Here is a 15,906-nt window from a genome sequence, read left to right as displayed (position 1 = left end):
ATAGATTAAAATGCTTCAGTCAATTTTACAACTAAAGCTGATCTGCCCGAATTGTACCCGGCTGATTTGTATTGAATGCGATTTGGAGTTATGCCTTTGGAAATTATATATTCAGAAGCTGTTTTTGCTCTTTTTTCACAAATTATGTTGTTTTCTTTTTTTCCTTTATCAAGATTTGTAAATCCATTAATTTCAATAGAAATGTGTGGATTTACCTTCAAAAGACCGGCTAAATTGTTCAACTCCAGTATTGTATTTTCTTTTAATTCCCATGAACCCGGATCGTACTCTACTCCGTACAGTTCCATATCCTGATTGGTAGAGAATTTTTGAAGTTCGATTTGCTCAAATTTTGCCGATTGATACTGGTAATTATTGATTACTTTGGTAAAATAACCATCTTTTTGGATAATGATATTGTAAGCTTTTGAAGGATCAATTTCTTGTTCAAAATCTCCATATTTATCAGTTACACAGAATGAATTACTCTTGTAAGTCTGGTTAATTATCTGAATTGAGGCTTCTTCAACAGCACGAGCAGAAAATTGATCTATGATATTTCCCTTGAATTGAACCCAATGAGTTGTATCCATAGAAATATTTAATTGTTTGGGAGATGTTTGTTCGTCGGGAGCAAAATAGAGAATTCGTTTTATTTTGTAACCGGGTTTACTAACAATTAAACTGTAATTTTTGCCTTTAAAAATATCAAACGAAAAAAGCCCGTTTTCGTCTGTTTTGGTTGATTTCTCCTTGGATAAATTATCCATAAGAATAACCTCAACATCTTTTAAAGCACTCTTATTGTTACTCGCAAGTAACCGACCACGTAGATTTTGTATTTTTCCCGGATTCTGTCTGAACTCAAAAATATCATCGCTTCCATTCCTGTTGGAAGAGAAATAACCAACTTCTTTGTTTTTCCTGATCAGATATCCAAAATCATCTTTTGAAGAATTGAAAGGAGGACCCAAATTAACAGGATACGTCCATTCGTTTTGCTCAAAAATGGATTTAAAAATATCTAACCCCCCGAAACCGATATGACCGTCCGAAGCAAAATATAAATAGCCATCTTCGGCAATAAACGGAAACATTTCGTTGCCGTCAGTATTAATGGTAGGACCACAGTTAATCGGTCTACTCCAGCTAAATCCAGACTTTCGGCAAACATAAATATCTGTGCCTCCGTAGCCACCAGCCATATTCGAAATAAAATAAAGATGTCTTCCGTCGGGGGAAATACTTGGATGTCCCATGGAATAAGTCTGACCTGAAAATTGGAATATTTCAGCCTTATCCCAGTCTGTACCGTTGTGTCTTGAAGTGTAAATATTTAATTCTGACTTCCCTTCCAGATTCAAAGTTCCTTTGTTTCGGGTGAAGAAAATAAATTTTTCATTGGAACTAAAGCAGGCTGGCCCTTCATGATATTTAGTATTAAAATCATCAGAAAAGGATTCAGGGGTTAAAAAATCATCTCCCAATTTTTCTGAAAAATACATATCCAAAAAGTATTCTCCACTTCTGCCATCAATTTGCTTCGAAGTATTATTTTTTCGTCCGGAAACAAAAACAATCCCGTTTTTATAAAAAGCAGATGCAAAATCGGACTGGGGAGAGTTAATTGAAAGTGATTTTATGGAGTACAATTGATCATCTTGTAATTCCTTAATTAAATCACAGGAAAGGATCAATTTACTTATGTTACTATCTTCAGGTTTTAATTCGGCATATTTTTTGAAAAAAACTTTTGCTTTTTCATAGTTGCGAACTCTTTTTAAGAGATTTGCATAATGCAGATAATCTTCAGCATTGGCTTTCCCACTAGCTACAATATTCTCTAGTAAATAATTTGCTTCTGTATCTTTTTGTGTTTGAAGATAACAATCAGCAAGTTTTCTCTTTATTTTAATATCTTCAGAATTCTCGAGGTATTTTTCGTAGTAGTAAGTTGCTGCAGCAAACTCTTTGTTATCGTACAAACGATCGCCTTTTTGTACTTGCTGATCTTGAGCTAAAGATGCAGAAACACCTGTCAGAACAAATACAATAATTAACAAAAAATGTAAGATTCGACTTCTATTCATATTACTAGAAATATCTGGGTGATGTAATCTGGCTTTTACGTAATGATAAATTGTAATTTAATATTATTTCATGATTTGTATAGCCTTTTGTGGGATAATTTCCGAAAGATTTTTCATAAGAGTATGAAAATCTTAGTTTTTGAGTAAGTTGATAACCAAGTAAACCGGCCCAGGTGCCATCACTTCTGTAACCAGCACCAACAGAAACACCGCTATCGTGTATAAAATCGAAGTTCACATTTATTAAATTCGAGGTTTTATGCGAACCAACAAATAGAACCGAAGGAGAGAAATTAATTTCCCGGTTAATTGGTAACGTAACTCCTGCACCTAAATAATAGAAAAGGGATTTCGAATCAAAACTTACATTATTTGATATTCCTTCCGTTGAAGGTTGATTGTTCGAAAGTAATCTTGGAATTGAAAGGCTGAAATAGTACTCGGGGGTGTAGTAGTAAAAGCCCAGACCAAAATTAGGAACCCATGTTGATATATTGTTGTCAGGGATTATTGCATCATTAGGACTGCTTGGATTGGGATCATAAAAAGTCAATTCAGTCCAATTAACTTGTTTATTAATGAAACCAGCCTGCAATCCCATTGATAATTTTCCTTTACGGTTGATTTGAATTTGATAGGCATAATTTAAAAAGACTGCAATATCCGATTGAATTCCAAATTTGTTGTTGTAGGCTACAGCACCTAAGCCGGAATTGGTGTAGTTTATGGGAGCCTGAAAAGAAACCATTGAAGTTTCCGGCGAGCCTTCGACTCCTACCCATTGGTTTCGGTAGGCGAGAACAGCCTCCATAAATCCGGTGTTACCTGCATAAGCAGGATTGTAAAAAAGACGGTTGTATTTATGATTTGAAAAGCGGATTTCTTCCTGAGCCTGTAAGTTTACAGAACACAAAAGAACGAATATAAAGAGAATAGAGGATTTCAATATACGATTCATTATCAGTACTTAATAACAATATATCCACTTTTCACATACTCTTTGTCTTTAATAATCAACTTAAAGAAATAGGTGCCTTTGGGAAGTTTATCACCAGGGCCTAATTTTACACCGGCCTTATTGTAACCACCATCCCAAGCATCGTCATTCGAATAATTCCGTTTTTCAAAAACCTTTGTTCCCCATCTGGAAAATACGATAAATTCATTTTCAGGATATTTCTCTATTCCTTTAATGAAAAATTTTTCATTGGTTCCATCATTGTTAGGTGTAAAAGAGGATGGGATTAAAAGTTCAACCTGATTTGGATCTAAAACATTTACGATAACCAATGCTTTACTGCACTTTTTATTTTCATTGCAAATTTGATAACGAATTGTATCCGTACCAAATGAATTTTCATAAGGATAGTAAATCATTAAGGTGTTGTTTTCTATTAAATGCATTTTTCCATATTGGTCAGTTTGATTTAAGATTGAAATCTCAAGTCCATCAACATCAGAAAATTTGTCATTTTGTAAAAAATCAACTTCAATATATACAACTTCGTTTGCAACGTTTTTATTGGTTATTGAAACCGTATCGTTTTGTGCAACAGGAGAAATTTGTCCAAAACTTACTGAGAAGTTTAAGCAAATTAGTATAGTAAGTAGGCAAATGGGTAGATAAAATCTCATAGTTGGGATTTATGTACAACTTAATTTTTGTCAATGTTTTATTAATCAATATTTTAATGAAGAATTTTAAAGATTAATTCTTTTAATAAATCTCCATGTTTCGTACTTACATCTCCAATTCCTTTCGATTTAAGATCATATTCCCGCAGCAGTGCAATTATAGCAACTAGTTTTTTTGGGTTATAATTTTTTGCTGCCAGTTTATAGTCTCTTACAAAATAAGGATTAATTTGTAAAGTAGTCGCTACCATTTTATCATTAGTTTTATTTTTGATAAAATAATACTTTAAAACTTTTGAGAAATACGAGTGTAATAAGGCAATGGTTACAACCATTGGATTATTTTTTTCATTCGTGGCGAAATAGTTTATGATTTGATTGGCTCTAAAAACGTCTTTTTTGCCCAATGCATTTTGTAATTCAAAGTTGTTAAAATCTTTAGATATCCCAATGTTTTTTTCAATATCGCCAGGCGATATTGTTTTGGTTTCATTGACATTTATGGTTAATTTATCAATAGCGTTGGTAATTTTACCTAAATCGTTGCCTAAAAATTCAGCAAGCAAAAAGCAAGCTTTTGAATCAATTTGATATCCTTGTTTACTGGTGTAATTTTTTATCCAATCGGGAACTTGATTTTCATAAATTTTTTTCGATTCAAATAAGATTCCGGTCTTGTCAACTTCTTTTGTAAAGCTTTTTCTTTTATCTAAAGATTTATATTTGTAATTAATTACCAGTATTGTTGAATGCAATGGATTTTGAACGTAGGATAAAAGTTGATCAATGTTTTTTATGTTTTGAGCTTCCCGAACCACAACCAATTGTTTTTCAGCCATCATTGGAAATCTTCGGGCCGTTGTTACTATGGTTCCAATATCAGTATCTTTACCATACAATATTGTTTGATTAAAATCTTTATCAGATTCATTCAGTGCATTTTCAATAATGTAATCCGTAATTTGATCAATAAAAAAACTTTCTTCTCCCATCAAAAAATAAACCGGAGCGTATTCTTTCTTTTTTAAGCTTTTAAGGATATCCTCAAATGTCATAAGTTTTTGTGTTAGAAGCGTAAGTGTTTTACAGACTGTTTATTGTGCATGATTTCTTTTAGCGATTCAATGCCTATGCGGATATGTTCTTCTACAAAATTAAGTGTCACACTGGCATCACTTTCATTTGTTTTTATTCCATCAGAAATCATTGGTTGATCAGAAACTAAAAGCAAAGCTCCTGTGGGAATTCCATTATAAAAGCCAACGGTAAATATTGTTGCCGTTTCCATATCAATTGCCATGGCTCTAGTTTTTGACAGGTATTTCTTGAAACGTTCGTCGTATTCCCATACCCGCTTATTTGTAGTGAAAACTGTTCCCGTGTAATAGTCTCTGTTTCGATCAGAAATGACTTGAGAAACGGCTCTTTGAAGACTAAATGCTGGTAGAGAAGGGACTTCTGCAGGCAGATAGTCATTAGAGGTTCCTTCACTTCGAATTGCTGCAATTGGCAGGATTAGGTCGCCAAGTTTATTTTTGCGCTTTAAACCTCCGCATTTGCCTAAAAAAAGAACCCCTTTCGGTTTAATAGCACTTAGTAAATCTAAAATGGTTGCGGCATTTGGACTCCCGATACCAAAATTAATTATGGTAATGTTTTCGGCCGATGCGTTTGGCATTGCTTTGTCTTCGCCTAGAATTTCAACATTGTGCCATTCAGCGAACAGCTCAACATAGTGATTAAAATTAGTTAGAAGTATATATGGACTAAAATCAGCGAGTTCTCTGCCGGTATATCTGGTCAACCAGTTTTTTACAATTTCCTCTTTTGTTTTCATGTAGGTTTGGTCATTAAATATCAGGAATAATCTTCTACCTTTATAGGCTATTACACCAATTTTATGGAAAACTTAAATTTACCAACTTATTCCTTTAAAATAAAATCTGAACTGCAAAGAAAACTAATTTTTGACAGTATTCGAAAGAAGTATGTGGTATTGACTCCTGAAGAGTGGGTCAGGCAAAATTTCATTCAATATTTGGTGAATGAAAAGAGGTATCCGGGTTCTTTAATTGCAATTGAAAAGAAAGTGGATGTTAATCTTCTTCCTCAACGAAGCGATATTGTTTTGTATAATAACAATGCACAACCTGTTATGATTGTTGAATGCAAATCGGTTAAGGTGAAGATAACTCAGGATGTTTTCAATCAAATTGCACGTTACAATATGAAACTGAGAGTTCCTTTTTTGGTTGTCACCAATGGTTTACAGCATTACTGCTGCCAAATGGATTATAACAAAAAGAGTTTTAAATTTATTTCTGAGATTCCTGTTTATGAAAGCATTAAGGATTTGCAGGATTAATCTTTTGTAAGCTGTACTCATCTATCCAGCCGTTTTTCGAACGGATCCAATCTTTTTTGTTCCCAATAATTTCAAATCCTTGTTTGGTAAACAAGCGAAGACTAACTTCATTGGAAGCTGTAATATTGCAGTACAGCTGATGAACCTGTAAAGTACTAAATGCATAATTGCATAAGATTTGTAAGGCTTCCGAAGCAAATCCCTTGTTCTTGTTTTCTGTCTCATTTATTAAGATTCCAATCCCTGCTCTTTGGTGAAATGGATCAAAATCAAAAAGATCTATTAAGCCTATTGGTGTATTTGTTTCAATTAATTCAATGACCAAGCGGAGTTGTTTGGTCTCAAAAATATCCAGATGCGATGATTCCAGATATTGTTTCAGAATAAAAATTGAAAATGGTTTTAAGGTATGACTGACTTCCCAGATAGTAGAGTCATTCTCCCATTTGTAGAGAAGTTTTAAATCGGTTGGTTCAAGAGCCCGTAATCGAATACTTTTGCCTTCAAGGATTTGCATATTAGTGTTCATTATACCATTTAATTTCCCTTGTGAAAGCATCAAGATAACCTTTTTTCGTCACTGTGGAAAGCCTGCTTTTTGCTTTTTCCAATGATGAATATTTTTGAAAAGTATATCTGGATAAACCATCGTTTCCCTCGTAAATCTGAAGACTGTCAGTTCCTAAGTTGTTAAAGTAAGAAAGAGATCTGGCGTTTCGAAGCGCCATTACCTGAATCGTGTAGAAGTTGTCTGCTTCATTAGTATTGAAATTCAATACATGTTCTCCCGAAAGAGATTTCCTTACAAAAGCATCCCAGTAGCCTCTTTTAAGAACATATCCTAAATCATTAACAGCCGCACCTTTATTTTGATATGTTCGATAGGTATAGCGATACAATCCATTCACATCAGAGAAGACAGTAACATTACCCAAATCAGCAAAGAAAGATAAGGGTTTAGGATTTCGAAGCGCCATTACCTGAATGGTGTAGGTGTCTTTTTCGGAATATTTCATTCCGGAATACAGCAATTGACCGTTGATCACAGTACGAACAAATGCATCCCAATATCCCATTCGAATCAATCTGTTCATTTCGGTAACTGCCTTCTGATACGAGGTGTATTTTTTATAGGTATATCGGGTAAAGCCATCGCCTCCGCGGAAAGCTTTTACATTATCCAGATTATCAAAAAAGTCTGCTTCAACGTATAGTTTCAGTGCCATTATTTGAATGGTGTAATAGGTTTCTCCACCAGTTTGTTCTTTAATTAAATTATCATTCGATAAAATTTTAATTTTCGAAGCTGTGAATCCTTTAGAAACAATATCCTTTTGAGCTTTAGCTGCTTTCTTATAATCTTTGAACTTACCGTAGGTGTAGTGGTATTTCTTGTCCGGACCAATGGTCTCTTTCACACCATCAAGGCTTTCAAAAAGTTCTGGTTGCGGAGAATTAAAATTCCCTAAATCCAATGTGAATGCTAAATTACCGGAATCCAATATCTCAACTTTTGAGTCTTGGGCACTAATGATTGATTTTTTAACTAAGTTGTTTTGCTCCTCGCTATCAATATTTTCAGTTGGTTCGTCTTTTTTCACTTCCTGTATTGTTACCGGATTTTTTATTGGAATCAGATTTGTTTTAGGAAGAATAGCGGCAATACCAGATTTGTCTTTTGCACTTACTATATCCTTTTTAATTTCGGCCGGTACAACAGAATCGATTTTACCTTCTTCATTTGCACTGATTGTATCACTGGTAACTTCAGGAGTCATGAACTTTTTATCTTCAGGAATAGAATCTTTGCCAAGAGGAAGTGAACCAATTTCACTTAGTTTACTTTCATCCAAATCGATCAGTTCCAAAGTGTTTGGATAGTCCGGTTCATCCTTGGTTCTCAATGTTAACGGAAGCAGGGTAATAACACTGTGATTTTCTTTATTTGCGAATTCGGGTGGGATATTTAAAACAGTACGAAGGGTTCTGTAACCTTCAGCTACAATTTCGATATCGTATTTTTTACCGGCATCAACAATAAACAGGAATTTACCCGTTGCGGCATTTGGTGTATAAATTCCAATTACATTTCCATCTTTACTTACTGTGATTTTAGAATTTAAAACCACGTTGCCACTCGAATTGATAACTTTTCCTTTTAGTACAAATAGTCCTGCTGTATTTTCGTCAGGAGTTTTGATTAAAAAGATGTCCGTTCTTCCAAAGCTTCCTTTTCGGTAGGAAGCAAAATACGCTCTTTTACCATCGGGTGTTGGAGTGTAATAAATATCATCATCTGTTGAATTAATTGGATAACCGACATTAACCGGTGTAGTCCAGCGACCTTTGATGTTTACACTTTTGAAAATATCCAATCCTCCCATCGTTTTATGTCCGGCAGAACTAAAATATAAGGTTTTTCCATCGGGGTGAATGAAGGGAGCATCGTCATCATATTCAGTATTGATAGCAGGTCCCAGATTTTTTGCGCGCCCCCATTTGCCGTTCGGAAGTTTGGTAACGGTGTAAACATCCATGCCGCCAAATCCGCCCGGACGATTACTGGAAAAGAATATTGTTCTGTTATCAGCCGAAATTGAAATATGACTTTCCTTACTTGATGAGTTAATAACAGGAGCCAGTTTTTCAGGTTCGCTCCACTCATTGCCATTCAGCCTGCTTCTATAAATATCTCCGCCTTCGGATTCCCGGCTGTTAACATAGCCGGCTTTGTAAATGTAAAGTTCTTGTCCATCAGCCGAAATGGAGATGGAGGCATCGTGATCGTTTGTATTTAGTTTTGCAATTCCAACCGGATCTGACCAAATTCCATTGATGCGGTGGGTGATATAGATATCTTCGAAATATTGACCGTCAGAATCAATTTTGCTTCCGGTACCGTTTCTCCTGGAAGTGAAAACCATGGTGCTTTCATCAGCAGTAACTCCCGGGCTATGTTCAGAAAATTCGGTGTTTATTTTATTTCCCAGATTGATGATGGAGATGTTTACCGGGTTTTTCATCAATTCAATACCATTTTTACACATCTGAATATTGCGCTGAATATCATTTCTAAAGGATGTATTCTGAGGTGAAATGATCTGTAATAAATCCTTGTAAACTTTTAGGGCTTCTTTAAATTGGTAATTGGCATGATATGCTTTAGCCAAATTGAAGTATACATCCATCGAAACATTGTTTTTTGAGCTGGTGTATTGAATAGCCTTTTCTAACAGGTCAACAGATTTTTCTTTTTCTGAAATAATGTTCAAATAGCACAATCCTAGTTTGAAATTTAGATCAGCATTTCGGGAGGACTCATCAAGTAACTCTTTGTAAATGAGGGCTGCTTTTGAATAGTTTCGATTGTCCAGAAATTTTTCTGCGATTTGATATTGCCTTTTCGATTTAATTTTTTGCTGTTTAGGAGAAGCAAAAAGAGAGTGAGAGTTAGTTATCCCTATTAAAACAGAGATAAGAACCATAAAAAAAACCTTTAGCGCAAAAGGTGTCTTTTTGTTCAGTTTATGGGCTGTTGAACAGGTTATATGGTTTAAATTAATTAACAATAACTAAATATAGTAGATAAGGGTCAAACTCCAATAACAAATGTAATAAAAAAGCAGAATTGTTAATAAAAACTCACAACTTTCTCTGCCATTTTTAAATTGTTGCTAAAGTAGTCAATGTTATACGTTTATACTATACAAAATAAATAATTTTGTTTGATGTTTTGAGTAATGGTCAAGGAATTGACATAAAAAAGCCATTGAAGTGGATTCAATGGCTTTTTTTTTCTATTTTAAAGACCCTAAATTGTTCTTTTCATGTCGAAATTTTCTAAGTTTTCAGCAATTCTTTTCAGAAACATACCTCCAAGAGCTCCATCAACAACTCTATGGTCATACGAAAGGGATAAAACCATAATTTGTCGGATGCCGATTGTATCTCCATGAGGAGTCTCAATTACAGCCGGCTTCTTTTTTATGGCGCCAACCGCAAGAATTGCTACCTCTGGTTGGTTAATAATTGGCGTTCCTGTGGTGCTTCCAAATGCGCCAAGGTTGGTGATGGTAAAGGTACTGCCTTTTATTTCGTCGGGCTGAAGTTTGTTGTTTCTTGCCCGCTCAGCCAGATCATTTACTTTTGTGGTGATACCAATCAGGTTTAATTCATCGGTTGCTTTAATAACCGGAACAATTAAGTTGCCACTCGGAAGAGCCGTTGCCATTCCGATATTGATATATTTTTTACGAATAATCCGATCACCATCAACAGAAACATTAACCATTGGGTAATCTTTTAATGCACTGGTAACCGCTTCAACAAAAATAGGAGTGAAGGTCAGTTTCTGATTTTCCTTTTTCAGGAATTCATCTTTTACTTTATTTCTCCAATTTACCAAACCGGTAACATCAACATCAATAAAGGAAGTTACGTGAGGAGAGATCTGTTTTGAACTGAGCATGTATTGTGCAATTAGTTTGCGCATACGATCCATTTCAATGATCTCAACATTTTCGCCTTCGTAGCTTTTGTGAGCTGCCACTACAGCAGATGATCCCGAACCAATTGGAGCAACAATTGGTTCAGCAGGACTCAATTGGGTTGGTTGTGATTTTTTATCTTCCAGATATTGAAGAATGTCTTTTTTCGTGATTCTGCCGGCTTCTCCTGTACCTGGAATTTGGTTTAATTCATCGGTGGTGATATTTTCAGTCCTGGCAATTGTTCTCACCAAAGGAGAAATAAAAGTACCACCTTCAGTTTTATTGCTGATTTGAGGAGCTATTGTTTCTAAAAGAACAGGTGCTGCAAAATCTTCTGATATTAGTTCCTGTTCTTTCTGTATTGGGCTTTCTTCTATATTTTCAGTATCTGTTTCTTCTCCTTCGGTTGCTAAAATGGCAACTACATCTCCCACTTTAGGAGTGTCACCTTCATTAAAAAGGAATTTTACGATTTTACCTGCTTTAGGAGCGGGAATTTCTGAATCAACTTTATCGGTTGCAATTTCTATGATTGGGTCTTCTTCTTCAACAAAATCACCAACTTTTTTAAGAAATTGAGTAATTGTTGCTTCTGTGATTCCTTCACCCATTGCGGGAATCAGGATTTCTATTTTAGCCATGTTAGCGTTGTGTTTTTTTTGATTGTGTTTATTTAGTCTAAATACTACACGAAATTAATAAAATTACAGAAACGGACAAACACATCCGAAAAGGGATTATTTCAAGTGACAAGGATTAAGTAAAAAGTTGCAAGGATCAAGTTTCAAGTATTCAATAAACTTGTTCTTGAATTGCGGAACTCCGAACTTTATCTAATTACTAATTGGTTATTGTAAATTCTGATCGAACAGGGTTCTGTGTAATATTGATCTTCCCAGTGTAATTTCATCGGTATACTCCAACTCATCGCCAATGGAAACGCCTCTTGCAATGGTTGTTATGGGCACTTTAAATTTGTTTAGTTTTTTATAGAGGTAAAAGTTGGTTGTATCTCCTTCCATGGTAGTACTCAAAGCTAAAATAATCTCCTTTGCTTTGCCTTCGCTTACTTTCTGAATTAATGGCTCAATTTTTAGATCGCTGGGACCAATTCCATCCATGGGGGAGATAATTCCACCCAAAACATGGTAAATCCCATTAAATTGCTGTGTTCTTTCAATTGACATTACATCGCGGATGCTTTCTACCACACAAATGGTTTCATGATCGCGCTTTGGGTTGGCACAAATGTCGCACAAAGAAGTGTCGGAGATGTTGAAGCAGGAATTGCAATGCTTAATTTCATTGCGCAATTGGATGATGGATGAACCGAAAAGATTTACATCTTCCTTGGGTTGGTTTAGTAAATGCAAAACAAGGCGCAATGCCGTTTTTCTTCCTATACCGGGAAGTTTTGAAAACTCAGCAACAGCATTCTCAAGAAGCTTGGAAGGGAAATTGGTGTAACTCATTTTTACGATCGATTCTTTAGTCTACCCCAAAAGTAACAATTTAGAATTGAATTTAAACCTGTGAGGTTTTCGAAACCTGCTAGGTTTGTGTATTTTTGATCTGCATTTTAAAATTCAGCCTGTGTCACCAGTTTCTATTCTGCTTGTTGTAGTTGGGTATTTTTTCCTTTTGCTGCTCATATCTTATTTTACGGGTCGAAAGGCCGATAATAAGGCTTTCTTTGTTGGCAACAAACAATCGCCGTGGTATGTGGTGGCGTTCGGTATGGTGGGAGCATCGCTTTCCGGCGTTACTTTCATCTCGGTTCCGGGATGGGTAAAGTCCATCGATTTTACCTACATGCAGATGGTGTTTGGTTACATGCTGGGTTATGTAGTTGTGGCCAACATTCTGCTGCCACTTTATTACAAGCTAAATCTCACCTCAATTTATTCTTATTTGGATGGTCGCTTTGGCAAAACTGCCTATAAAACCGGAGCATCCTTCTTTTTACTATCCAGAACCATTGGGGCTTCCTTTCGATTGTTTTTAATGGCAAATGTGCTGCAGATTACGGTTTTTGATGCCTGGAACATTCCATTTTTTGTAACTGTTTTAATTACCATATTGCTGATTTGGCTGTACACTTTTAAGGGTGGAATAAAAACCATTGTCTGGACCGATACACTTCAAACTCTCTTTATGCTTTTGGCGGTAGGTATCAGTATTTACCTGATCATGGATAAACTAAATATGGATATCACTGGTTTAGCCAACACCATCAGCGAAAGCGATTATTCAAAAGTTTTTGAGTTTGGTGATTGGCAAAGCAAGCAGAACTTCTTCAAGCAATTTTTCACCGGAGCTTTCATTACCATTGTAATGACCGGTTTGGATCAGGACATGATGCAGAAAAACCTGAGTTGTAAAAATCTGGGCGAAGCCAAAAAGAACATGTATTGGTATGGCTTTGCTTTTATTCCGGCGAACTTATTATTTCTGATTTTGGGTGCTTTGCTGCTGATTTTTGCCCAGCACGAAGGCATTGCAATTCCTGAACGGGGAGATGATTTGTTCCCGATATTGGCAACGCAGCATTTGGGACCCGTGGTTAGCTTGTTCTTTTTAATTGGACTGATGGCGGCCGCTTATTCGAGCGCCGATTCGGCATTAACAGCATTAACAACATCTTTTACGGTTGATATTTTAGGTGCAGACGAAAATGATGAAGAACGAACCAGAAAATTAAGATTCCGGTCGCATGTTTTGTTTTCGCTGCTCTTACTTGTTGTGATATTGATATTCCGTGCCATTAACGACGATTCGGTAATTGCTGCCATTTTTACCATTGCCGGCTACACCTACGGTCCTTTGTTGGGATTGTATGCATTTGGCTTGTTTACCAAACTGCAGGTGAAAGATAATTTAGTACCTGTTGTTGCCATTTTATCACCGATAATCTGTTACATCCTAAAAGATAATTCGGTGGATTGGTTTGGAATTGCCATCGGGTTTGAATTGCTGATGATTAACGGGGCGCTAACCTTTTTAGGATTGTGCTTGGTGCGAAGGAAATAATTTATTTGTTCTGATACCTCATCCTATCCTTCTCCTAAAGGAGAAGGGAAAACAGCTTCGGTTTTTAAACTCCCTCTCCTTCAGGAGAGGGTTGGGGAGAGGTATTCTCTAATAGTCACAAAAAAAGGAACAGATCAAATCCGTTCCTTCTTTCCTTTTAGTCCAAATAATAATTCGTTATTCTGTAATGTTCAGCTCCGGTTCGGTGGCGGTATGTCGGGTTTTGCGTGCGCGGGCTTTGGTATTAATGCTTTCGATGTGCTGTGCAATTACATGATTAATTGCATCGTACTTTTCAGGAAGAGCAAGCGCCATGCTATCCAGATAAGCAGTTAGCTGATCGTTAATAATTTTACGGATCACATTTTTTTGAGTCGATGCAGGAGTCACCTTTTCTAAGCCAGCAACAGATTGTTGGAATTCTACAAAAGTACTTCTGAAATCTTCCGAAGCAGTGGCAAAAGCGTCAAAACGAGAGGAGACACCCGTCAAACCGTCTAAAGAAGGTCTTACATCAGGATGGTTGATGCTCTCGGTTAATGATTTTGTTAAGGCCATCTGACTTTCGTAGCTCTGGCGGTGCAGGTTCAGATTGTGCGCATCGAAAACATTCCAAATGAGCTCTGCCTTTTCGGCGATGTCTTTTTCGGGAGCATGCAAGTTTGCCCAAATAAACAGCTTGGTGCAGATAAACAATTGGTCTGCAATCTCATCTTTTTCATGAAGGATTTTTGGCTGCGTACCACTCTTCGAGAAACGAATCGATTTCGTGAAAATCTCATTTTCGATACCCAGCTTTGCAAGAATGCGGCTTAAAGCCGTATCTGCACTCCAATCGCCTTTCGAAAAAGCAATTAAAAGATTGGTTGCAACCGTACTTATTTCGGACGTGTTGCAGTAATGAAAAATTTTTTGGTTCATAATATTCAAGTTTTAATTCGATTTTGGACTAAACGAGGCTTAATTTAGAAAAATATTGATAAACAATAAGTGTAATTGGTTAATTAATTTATGCTAAGTGCCTATTTTTAAACTTGGCAGGTTTGACACTTTATTTATTTTGCATTAATTTCTATCTTGTGAGATTTTTGTCATTTTTAATGTAAAGCAGATCTGTTTACCATGAACGACTCGTTCGATGGGATTGTTTGCATGATTTCTCTTCCCATAGCCTCCTTTTCAGCCTGTTAATCCATTTTTTTAAGACAAATAAGCACTTCCGACATCCGGCGCTTGCTAATTTAACAGTTGAAAAGATGCTCAACGGGGCTGTTTGCCCCAATTTTGTGTTGAGAAAGTGATTCTATACGCGAAAAACAGCAGTTTGCCTCTCGTTTTTGCCTTTGCAGATGAGGTTTTTACCGATTCTGCCTCTCAAATCTTCTTTACACATGCGAAAAACAGCTTGTTGCCCCTTAAATTTAACGATACCGTGTGGTTGAAGGCCAATTTCGCCTTCGATTTGCTGCCAACAGCCTCGTTGAACAGCTTTTCGGCACCTTAGTTTTGCAGGGCGGATGTGTTGGGTGCAATAGAGAGCTGTTATTTTGAATTCAGACGGGGGAGTGAGAATTTAAGCTTTATAAATAGAGTGCAATTGTGAATTATGATTTTTGCTTGCAAAGAGGTTTATGGTGGAAGATACATGTGGATAAGTTTTTGTGTTTTGATTATTTAGGTGTGGGTTGGGTGAATATAATTTGGTAGATTTGGGATTGTGTTGGGGGAAATACTGTATGATGTAAGGTTGAATGAGAAATGATGAGACAACAATTATTATCAATGTATAAAACATGAGTGCTCTAGCCATCACTCAATTTTATCTTCGGTTTAATAAACTTGTTTTCTTTGCCTTTGTGCTATAATTTAAAATTAGGGAAATGGATGAAAAGAATTTAAATAAGTCAACATTCAACAGCATATTTGAATCATTAAATATTTTTATGTTGAGCTTGTCGAAACATCTCCTATTAATGAATGGATTTTTCGGCTCCGCTCAGAATGACAATGATTCGGTCTTTTTCCTTTGTCCCCTGCTTCAGCCGGGGCATTAAAAACACATCTCTTCCACAGACCTCATCCTATCCTTCTCCTAAAGGAGAAGAGAAAACAGCTTCGTTTTTTTTTGAAAAGGATTGTCAAAACTCCCTCGCCTTCAGGAGAGGGCTGGGGAGAGGTTTAAGAATTATCCCAATACCTCATCCTATCCTTCTCCTAAAGGAGAAGAGAAAACAGCTTCGTTTTTTTTGAAAAGGATTGTCAAAACTCCCTCGCCTTCAGGAGAGGGCTGGGGAGA

At 36.2% G+C, this 15,906-nt stretch carries 13 protein-coding genes; 3 read left to right on the top strand and 10 right to left on the bottom strand.

Annotated elements, in window-relative coordinates; genetic code table 11:
- Window positions 1-5: 5 nt before the first annotated feature.
- The 5 genes from QUH73_RS03025 to QUH73_RS03005 are packed head-to-tail and all read right to left on the bottom strand — an operon-like array spanning window position 6 to window position 5,562.
- On the bottom strand, window positions 6-2,090 hold the full coding sequence (locus QUH73_RS03025; protein ID WP_289529002.1) for an OmpA family protein: 2,085 nt from the start codon (window positions 2,088-2,090) through the stop codon (window positions 6-8).
- A gap of 4 nt (window positions 2,091-2,094) precedes the next feature.
- A complete protein-coding gene (locus QUH73_RS03020) occupies window positions 2,095-3,048 on the bottom strand; it encodes a PorP/SprF family type IX secretion system membrane protein (RefSeq protein WP_289529001.1) in 954 nt (317 codons plus the stop codon).
- Between the two features lie 2 nt (window positions 3,049-3,050).
- A complete protein-coding gene (locus QUH73_RS03015; RefSeq protein ID WP_289529000.1) occupies window positions 3,051-3,725 on the bottom strand; it encodes a gliding motility-associated C-terminal domain-containing protein in 675 nt (224 codons plus the stop codon).
- A gap of 53 nt (window positions 3,726-3,778) precedes the next feature.
- On the bottom strand, window positions 3,779-4,780 hold the full coding sequence (gene holA, locus QUH73_RS03010) for a DNA polymerase III subunit delta (protein WP_289528999.1): 1,002 nt from the start codon (window positions 4,778-4,780) through the stop codon (window positions 3,779-3,781).
- Window positions 4,781-4,791: 11 nt separating this feature from the next.
- Window positions 4,792-5,562: an AMP nucleosidase gene (locus tag QUH73_RS03005; protein ID WP_289528998.1), complete on the bottom strand. Its 771-nt coding sequence runs from the start codon at window positions 5,560-5,562 to the stop codon at window positions 4,792-4,794.
- A 63-nt stretch (window positions 5,563-5,625) separates the two neighbouring features.
- Here QUH73_RS03005 and QUH73_RS03000 point away from each other — a divergent pair, with 63 nt between their 5' ends.
- Window positions 5,626-6,090: a type I restriction enzyme HsdR N-terminal domain-containing protein gene (locus QUH73_RS03000; protein WP_289528997.1), complete on the top strand. Its 465-nt coding sequence runs from the start codon at window positions 5,626-5,628 to the stop codon at window positions 6,088-6,090.
- On the opposite strand, the gene QUH73_RS02995 is transcribed toward QUH73_RS03000, so the two are convergent.
- The 4 genes from QUH73_RS02995 to recR all read right to left on the bottom strand — a co-directional run bounded on the left by QUH73_RS02995 (window position 6,071) and on the right by recR (window position 12,052).
- On the bottom strand, window positions 6,071-6,619 hold the full coding sequence (locus tag QUH73_RS02995; protein WP_289528996.1) for a GNAT family N-acetyltransferase: 549 nt from the start codon (window positions 6,617-6,619) through the stop codon (window positions 6,071-6,073). The genes QUH73_RS03000 and QUH73_RS02995 overlap by 20 nt on opposite strands.
- Window positions 6,609-9,575 (bottom strand): hypothetical protein, encoded by a 2,967-nt coding sequence (locus QUH73_RS02990; RefSeq protein ID WP_289528995.1) that lies wholly within the window; start codon window positions 9,573-9,575, stop codon window positions 6,609-6,611. The genes QUH73_RS02995 and QUH73_RS02990 overlap by 11 nt, the downstream gene beginning before the upstream one ends.
- Before the next feature lie 326 nt (window positions 9,576-9,901).
- The gene (locus QUH73_RS02985) at window positions 9,902-11,221 is read right to left on the bottom strand and encodes a dihydrolipoamide acetyltransferase family protein (RefSeq protein WP_289528994.1); all 1,320 of its coding nucleotides are present in this window, start codon (window positions 11,219-11,221) and stop codon (window positions 9,902-9,904) included.
- Between the two features lie 207 nt (window positions 11,222-11,428).
- A complete protein-coding gene (gene recR / locus QUH73_RS02980) occupies window positions 11,429-12,052 on the bottom strand; it encodes a recombination mediator RecR (protein ID WP_124992329.1) in 624 nt (207 codons plus the stop codon).
- Window positions 12,053-12,173: 121 nt separating this feature from the next.
- Between recR and QUH73_RS02975 the strand changes: the two genes are divergently transcribed.
- Window positions 12,174-13,610, top strand: a complete 1,437-nt coding sequence (locus tag QUH73_RS02975) for a sodium:solute symporter (RefSeq protein ID WP_289528993.1) — start codon at window positions 12,174-12,176, stop codon at window positions 13,608-13,610.
- Between the two features lie 177 nt (window positions 13,611-13,787).
- Here QUH73_RS02975 and QUH73_RS02970 read toward each other — a convergent pair whose 3' ends face one another.
- Window positions 13,788-14,531 (bottom strand): DUF6261 family protein, encoded by a 744-nt coding sequence (locus QUH73_RS02970; protein ID WP_289528992.1) that lies wholly within the window; start codon window positions 14,529-14,531, stop codon window positions 13,788-13,790.
- 352 nt (window positions 14,532-14,883) lie between these two features.
- Between QUH73_RS02970 and QUH73_RS02965 the strand changes: the two genes are divergently transcribed.
- The gene (locus QUH73_RS02965) at window positions 14,884-15,114 is read left to right on the top strand and encodes a hypothetical protein (RefSeq protein ID WP_289528991.1); all 231 of its coding nucleotides are present in this window, start codon (window positions 14,884-14,886) and stop codon (window positions 15,112-15,114) included.
- Window positions 15,115-15,906: the final 792 nt, after the last annotated feature.

It is taken from the genome of Labilibaculum sp. K2S (assembly GCF_030372765.1).
In the GTDB taxonomy this organism is placed as follows: Bacteria; Bacteroidota; Bacteroidia; order Bacteroidales; family Marinifilaceae; genus Labilibaculum.
This window is presented reverse-complemented; position numbering and strand designations above follow the sequence as displayed.